The organism is Streptomyces sp. NPDC005017 (genome assembly GCF_042873115.1).
Classification (GTDB): Bacteria; Actinomycetota; Actinomycetes; order Streptomycetales; family Streptomycetaceae; genus Streptomyces.
This window is the reverse complement of record NZ_JBIALD010000055.1, coordinates 1-7077: the sequence shown is the minus strand read 5'-3', so window position 1 is coordinate 7077 and position 7077 is coordinate 1. Positions and strand designations below refer to the sequence as shown.

Sequence of the window (7077 nt, the reverse complement as noted above, 5' to 3'; positions counted from 1 at the left end):
TCCGATCTGTCAGACACCAGAACCCCCGCAAGGGACCGTATCGGCGGACCGAGGACGGACACCCCCCGCCCCGGCCCCGCACCCCCCACCAACCGAACGCGCTACGCGCACCCCCACCGAACGCGAGCAGGCCGCCGCAGGCACACGCCCCGCACCACCCACCCACGCAACGCGCTACGCCCACCCCCACCGGACACGAGCAGGCCGCCGCAGGCACACGCCCCGCACCACCCACCCACGCAAGACGCTACGCCCACCCCCACCGAACGCGAGCAGGCCGCCGCAGGCACACGCCCCGCACCACCCACCCACGTAACGCGCTACACGCACCCCCACCGGACGCGAGCGGGCCGCCGCAGGCACACGCCCCGCACCCCGCCGCTGCGGTGAGTAAATGACGGGATGACGAAGAGCCCAAGCCATCACGCGTTCACTACCCGAACCGACAACACCCCAGAACCAGCCGCGAGTTACCCACGTACCAGTTCCGACGTGAAGTCTTGACGGCACCAACGACGACCAGTTAACTCACGCCATGATCTAAGCCGTAAGCGCGAGGTGTGCCCTCAGCGTGAGGCACGCCGAGACGAGAGTAGAGGGACCGTTCCATGCGAAGAACCGCCCTGCTCGCCTGTGCCACCCTGCTCACCGGCCTCCTCCCCGTGGCGGCCCAGGCCGCCCAAGCCGCCGACGCCCCCACCCCGGTCCCCGTCGACCGCTTCGAAGGCGAAGTCCCCTTCGCCGAGCAGCCCGCCGGAGGCATCTTCACCTGGGGCAGCGACACCGACGACCGCCCGGCCCTGTCGCTCACCGCCCGCCCGGACGCCCCGGAGGGCGAGAAGGTCCTCACCGGCGCATACGACATCAGCGGCTGGGGCGGCTTCACCCATGACTTCGCGGCGGCCGAGCCCGCCCACGACTGGTCGGCCCACGAGGGCATCCGGCTGTGGTGGGAGGGCCGGGGCTCAGGCAAGCGCATCGTCCTCGAGCTGAAGGACGGCGGCGCCCACGGCGAGGCCTCCGAGCTCTGGACGACCTCGTTCACCGACGACTTCACCGGCTGGAAGCAGATCGAGCTTCCCTTCGCCCGGTTCACCTATCGCACGGACTACCAGCCAGTCGGCGGCATCGACCAGATCCTCGGCCTGACCGAGATGTGGGGCTACGCGGTCACCCTCCCCACGGGATTCCAGGGCGAGTTCGCCATGGACAACGTCGAACTGTACGGAAAGGCGGACCAGTCCAGGCGCGTCTTCGTCACCACCGACCCCGTCGTCACGCTCGACGAGGGCGGCACGGCCACGGTGGAGCTCACGCTCGGCACCTCGGGCGCCGCCCCCACCGACCAGCCGGTGACCGTCACCTACGAGACCGCGGGCGGCAGCGCCACGGCCGGCGAGGACTACACGCCCGTCCAGGGCACGGTCACGTTCCCGGCGGGCAGCCTCTCGGGCGACACCCGCACGGTCCGCGTCGTCACCCGCAAGGACCGCGCCGCCGAGCACGCGGAGACGATCCCGCTGCGGCTCACGGTCGCCGGAGCCAAGGCCCCGGCCGAGAACCCGCAGGTCGTCGTGGACGCGCACGGGCTGCCGTATCTCGACCCGAAGCTCCCGGTGAGGAAGCGCGTAGCCGACCTGGTCGCCAGGATGTCCCTGGCGGAGAAGGCCGGGCAGATGACCCAGGCGGAGCGCGGCGCGATGGCCAACCCCGCCGACATCGCCGGCCAGGCGCTCGGCTCGCTGCTCTCCGGCGGCGGCTCCACGCCCACGCCCAACACGGCCGCGGCCTGGGCGAAGATGATCGACGGGTTCCAGCTGCGCGCCCAGGCGACCCGCTTCCAGATCCCGCTGATCTACGGCGTGGACGCGGTGCACGGGCACAACAACCTGTCCGGCGCCACCGTCATGCCGCACAACATCGGCCTGGGCGCCGCCCGGGACCCCGGACTCACGCAGCGCACGGGCGCGGTGACCGCGGCGGAGGTGCGCGCGACCGGCGTGCCGTGGGACTTCGCGCCCTGCCTCTGCGTGACCCGTGACGAACGCTGGGGCCGTTCCTACGAGTCCTTCGGCGAGGACCCGGCCCTCGTGAAGGCGATGGACACCGTCATCCAGGGCTTCCAGGGCCACCGCAGCGGCAAGGACCTGGACCGCGGCGACAAGGTGCTCGCCACCGCCAAGCACTACGTCGGCGACGGCGGTACCGCCTACGGCTCCTCCAGCACCGGCACCTACACCACCGACCAGGGCGTCACCAAGGTCACCCGCGGGGAGCTGGAGGCCGTCCATCTGAGCCCGTTCAAGGACGCGGTCGACCGGGGCGTCGGCACGGTCATGCCGTCGTACTCCTCGCTCGACGTGATCGGCGACGGCCGGGGCCCGGTGAAGATGCACGCCCGGGGCGACATGATCGACGGTGTCCTCAAGGACCGTCTCGGCTTCGACGGCTTCGTCATCAGCGACTGGAACGGCATCGACCAGATCCCGGGCGACCGCGCCTCCGACGTGCGTACGTCGGTCAACGCCGGTCTCGACATGATCATGGTGCCGTACGACTACAAGGAGTTCCGTACGACGCTGATCGACGAGGTGGTCGAGGGCCGCGTCCCGCAGGCCCGTGTCGACGACGCCGTCGCCCGCATCCTGACCCAGAAGTTCCGGCTGGGCCTGTTCGAGAAGCCGTACGCCGACACCGCGGGCGCCGCGGCCATCGGCTCGGCGGGACACCGGGCCGTCGCCCGTGAGGCGGTGGCCAAGTCCCAGGTGCTGCTGAAGAACGACCAGGGTCTGCTGCCGCTGAGGAAGAGCCAGAAGGTGTACGTGGCCGGGTCCAACGCCGACGACATCGGCAACCAGAGCGGCGGCTGGACCATCACCTGGCAGGGCGCCTCCGGCGACATCGCGCCCGGCACGACGGTCCTGGAGGGCCTGCGCGAGGCGGGCGGCGACATCACTTACTCCCAGGACGCCTCGGCCCCGACCTCGGGCCATGACGTCGGCGTGGTCGTGGTCGGCGAGACCCCGTACGCCGAGGGCGTCGGTGACGTCGGCAACGGGCACGACCTGGAGCTGTCCGCGGCCGACAAGGCGGCGGTGGACAAGGTCTGCGGGGCGATGAAGTGCGCGGTGCTGATCGTCTCCGGGCGCCCGCAGCTCGTCGGCGACCGGCTCGGGGAGATCGACTCCCTGGTGGCCTCCTGGCTGCCGGGCACGGAGGGCTCCGGCGTCGCGGACGTGCTCTACGGCCGCCGTCCCTTCACCGGACGGCTCCCGGTGACCTGGCCGAAGTCCGAGGCCCAGCTGCCGATCAACGTCGGCGACACCTCCTACGACCCGCAGTTCCCGTACGGCTGGGGCCTGACCACGCTCACCAAGGCGCCCGCCGGCGGCGAGGCGACGCTGAAGGCGCTCGGCGCGGCGGCCAGGGCCGCCGAGAAGGCGGGCGCCGACGCCACAGGCCGGGCGCTGGTCGACAAGGCCAGGCTGCTCGTGCAGGAGAGGACGGGCGGGCACCTCACCGCCGCGTCGGCCAGGCCCTTCGCCGAGGCGGAACACCTGGTCCTGACGGGACGCCACGGCGCCGCGGTGGCGAAACTGACAGCCGCCTACCGGGCGGCGTGACCTGACCGACTCACCCCACCCGCCCCCTCACCCAGCGGGCGGGCCGGGTCAAAAATGAGAAACAACGAGTCAAAAAAGAGTAACGAGAAATATGACCGGTTCGGGCTCCTTCGGGTAGCTTCGATGGTATGAAGGTCGCGCCATCGACCCGAGGGCCCGCCGGTCTGCTGATCGCGCTGGCGCTCGCCGTTCTGACTCTGCTGACGGCGGGCGCCTCGCCCGTCGGTGCCGCCACGGAGGTCACGAAGATCGCCGACGGCCTCCGCCAGAGCCCCGTCTTCGTGGAACCCTCCGCCGACGACCTGTTGCCGGACCCCGACGCGGCCGCGCTGCGCGAGAAGATCGAGGACGCCGACAAACCGCTGTTCATCGCGGTCCTGCCCGCGGACCAGCCCACCGAGGACCTGTTCACGGACCTGCGGACCGCCACCGGGATCACCGGTCTCTACGCGATCCGCCTGGGTGACCGCTTCGACGCGCGCGCCGACTCCTCGGTCATGTCCGGGACCGCCGTGCGCAATCTCGTCAACAGTGTCCAGGACGTCGAGGACCCCGTCGCCCAGCTGAACGAGTTCACCGACCGGGCCGTCGCCAACATGGGCGGCTCCGCCCCGGCGAGCTGGAGCAGCGGCGACGAGAGCGGGGCCACGGCCGGGACGCTCATCACCCTGGGCGCGGTCCTCGCCGCGGGCGGGGCCGGTGCCTTCGCCCTGGTCCGCCGCAACCGGCGGCGTCACGAGGAGGCCCAGCGGGCCGCGCTGGACAAGCTGCGGGTCGTCGTCGACGAGGACATCACCGCCTTCGGCGAGGAACTGGACCGGCTGGACTTCCACCCTGCCGAACCCGGCGCCGACGACGCGATGCGCACGGACTACGAGCACGCGCTGGACGCCTATGAGCAGGCCAAGCGCCTGATGGACCAGGCCGCGAAACCGGAGGACGTGCGCGCGGTCACCCAGGCCCTGGACGACGGCCGCTTCTCCCTGGCCCTGCTGGCGGCCCGCCGCGAGGGCGCCCCGCTGCCGGAACGCCGGCCGCCCTGCTTCTTCGACCCGCGGCACGGCCTCTCGGTCGCGGACGTGCAGTGGACGCCCGCGACCGGCGCCACCCGCGACGTCCCGGTGTGCGCCGCCGACCGGGCCCGGCTCGCCGACGGCCTGGACCCGATGGTCCGCGAGGTGGAGACGGTCTCCGGCCGCCGCCCCTACTGGGACGCCGGTCCCGCCTACGGCCCCTGGGCCGGGGGCTACTTCGGCGGCGGCATCCTGCCCGGCCTCCTCATCGGCACCCTGCTGGGCAGCGCCATGGCCGCCCCGTCCTACGCCGCCGACTACGGCTCCGGCTACGGGGACTTCGGTGGCGGCTACGAGGGCGGCGACGTCTCGGGCGCCGACTTCGGCCCGGGCGACTTCGGTGGCGGTGACTACGGCGGCGGAGGCGGCGACTTCGGGGGCGGCTTCGGCGGGGGAGGCGACTTCGGCGGCGGGTTCTGAGTCCCGTGGAACCGGGACAGGATCTGACCCCGCACAACTAGGACAGAACCTGACCCAATAGCCTCCTACGCTGCGGGCATGAGCACCCAGGACGCCATCACCACGCCCAGCGAGAGTTTCGAGACGCCCGCGGACCTCGACGCCTGGCTCGCCGGGCATCCGGCGCCGCACCCCGGAATCTGGGTGAGGGTCGCCAAGAAGGGATCGGGCCTGAGGTCCGTCACCGCGGACGAGGTGAACGACGCGGCCCTGTGCCACGGCTGGATCACCGGCCAGCGCCGGGCGCTCGACGCCACCCACTACCTCCAGCGCATCACCCCGCGCCGCCAGGGCAGCGTGTGGTCGATGGTCAACGTGCGCCGTGTGGCGGAGCTGACCGCCGACGGACGGATGCGCCCCGCGGGCCTCGCCGAAGTGGTGGCGGCACGGGCGGACGGACGCTGGGCCACGGCCTACGAGTCGCAGCGCAACGCGGACGTGCCGGAGGACCTGGCCCGCGCCCTGGCGGACAGCCCCCGGGCCGGGGCGGCCTTCGAACGGCTCGGCCGGACGGACCGCTACCAGGTCATGCTCGGTCTGCTCCAGGCCCGCACGCCGAAGACCCGGGCGGCCCGCCTGGCCGCGGCGGTGGAGCGCCTGGAACGCGACGGAGCCTGAGCCGAGCGCCTTCTCCCGCCCCGAGCGACCCCCGCGGCGCCGGGAAACCCCGGAAACCCCGGAAACGCCGAGCGCCCGCCCTCGTGTGACGGAGGGCGGGCGCGCTCAGGATGCGGCGATGTCGCACGGCCGGGTTACGGACCCGGCGCCGGATCAGGCGTTCTTGACCGCGGAGATGTCGAAGTTCAGCTTGATCTTGTCGGACACCAGCACACCACCGGTCTCCAGCGCGGCGTTCCAGGTCAGGCCCCACTCGGAGCGCAGGATCTCGGCCTTGCCCTCGAAGCCGACGCGCTCGTTGCCGAACGGGTCCTTGGCGGCGCCGTTGAACTCCAGGTCGATGGCGATCTCCTTGGTGGTGCCGAGGATCGAGAGGTCACCCGTGATGCGGTAGTCCTCGCCGCCCAGGGCCTCGGCCTTGGTGGAGCGGAACGTCATGACCGGGAACTCGTCGGTCCGGAAGAAGTCGGCGCCCTTGAGGTGGCCGTCGCGGTCCGCGTTGCCGGTGTCGATGCTCTCCATCTTGATGTCGATCGAGGCGGTCGAGCGGGCGGGGTCGGAACCGTCGAGGTGCAGCGCACCGGAGAAGTCGAGGAACTTGCCCTTCACGTTCGTCACCATCGCGTGCCGCGCCACGAAGCCGATAGTGGTGTGCGCGGCGTCGATCGAGTAGTCGCCGGTCAGTGCGGCGAGCTCCGGGTCCACGGCCCCGGTGGCGACGGCGGTGGTCTCGGTGGTGCTGTCCTTGCGGCCGAAGATGCCCATGATCTGCTCCTTGGGGGGACGGGCCGTGGCTCCGGTCGGAGCCGCGGGGTGATTCCGTTGAATGTTCAACGAGCTCAACATGGACGACCGTAGACCTATTCCGTTCAAAATTCAACTTTCATGTCCGGGGTGTCCTCGAACCGCCCCCGGATGATCTACGGTGTGCTCCGTCGTCACTCCACGGATGGCACCGGTGATCGTGAATCTGGGCCGCCGCCCTCCCGCGATTTTTGTAGGACCTCTATAGGGCTGAGCCCCCTGGAGCAGTCGGAACGCTTACATGCGGCCATCGTTCTGTTCAGGGGTACCAGGAAAACGGGCCGGAGACTGTACGGAGTCGACGGCTCGCATTCCTTGGGGGGCTTCGTAAGGTCGCTACATGACCGTTTTGGAAGAGACGACGGGTGAGCCCACCGACGCACGCGGACGGGTCGCCGAGCTGCACGAGATTCGTGCGCGGGCGCTGGCCGGTCCGGGTGAGAAGGCGACGGCCGCGCAGCACGCCAAGGGCAAGCTGACCGCCCGGGAGCGGATCGGGC

4 protein-coding genes are annotated in these 7077 nt (G+C 71.3%); 3 read left to right on the top strand and 1 reads right to left on the bottom strand.

What is annotated here, in order from left to right; translation table 11 throughout:
* Positions 1–608: 608 nt before the first annotated feature.
* From ACFYR0_RS37705 to ACFYR0_RS37695, 3 genes are all read left to right on the top strand, one after another.
* Positions 609–3623: a glycoside hydrolase family 3 N-terminal domain-containing protein gene (locus tag ACFYR0_RS37705; protein ID WP_389338896.1), complete on the top strand. Its 3015-nt coding sequence runs from the start codon at positions 609–611 to the stop codon at positions 3621–3623.
* 128 nt (positions 3624–3751) lie between these two features.
* A complete protein-coding gene (locus ACFYR0_RS37700; protein ID WP_389338893.1) occupies positions 3752–5116 on the top strand; it encodes a hypothetical protein in 1365 nt (454 codons plus the stop codon).
* A 78-nt stretch (positions 5117–5194) separates the two neighbouring features.
* Positions 5195–5773 (top strand): YdeI family protein, encoded by a 579-nt coding sequence (locus tag ACFYR0_RS37695; protein ID WP_389338890.1) that lies wholly within the window; start codon positions 5195–5197, stop codon positions 5771–5773.
* Between the two features lie 153 nt (positions 5774–5926).
* Here the strand turns inward: ACFYR0_RS37695 and ACFYR0_RS37690 are convergent, their stop codons facing one another.
* Positions 5927–6538, bottom strand: coding sequence for a YceI family protein (locus ACFYR0_RS37690; RefSeq protein WP_389338887.1), 612 nt, complete (start codon positions 6536–6538; stop codon positions 5927–5929).
* Positions 6539–7077 lie beyond the last annotated feature (539 nt).

What these genes read in the sequence shown, in the direction of transcription:
- ACFYR0_RS37705 (WP_389338896.1), top strand. Translation starts at nt 609, where the DNA reads ATGCGAAGAACCGCCCTGCTCGCCTGTGCCACCCTGCTCACCGGCCTC.
- ACFYR0_RS37690 (WP_389338887.1), bottom strand. Translation starts at nt 6,538, where the DNA reads ATGGGCATCTTCGGCCGCAAGGACAGCACCACCGAGACCACCGCCGTC.
- ACFYR0_RS37695 (WP_389338890.1), top strand. Translation starts at nt 5,195, where the DNA reads ATGAGCACCCAGGACGCCATCACCACGCCCAGCGAGAGTTTCGAGACG.
- ACFYR0_RS37700 (WP_389338893.1), top strand. Translation starts at nt 3,752, where the DNA reads ATGAAGGTCGCGCCATCGACCCGAGGGCCCGCCGGTCTGCTGATCGCG.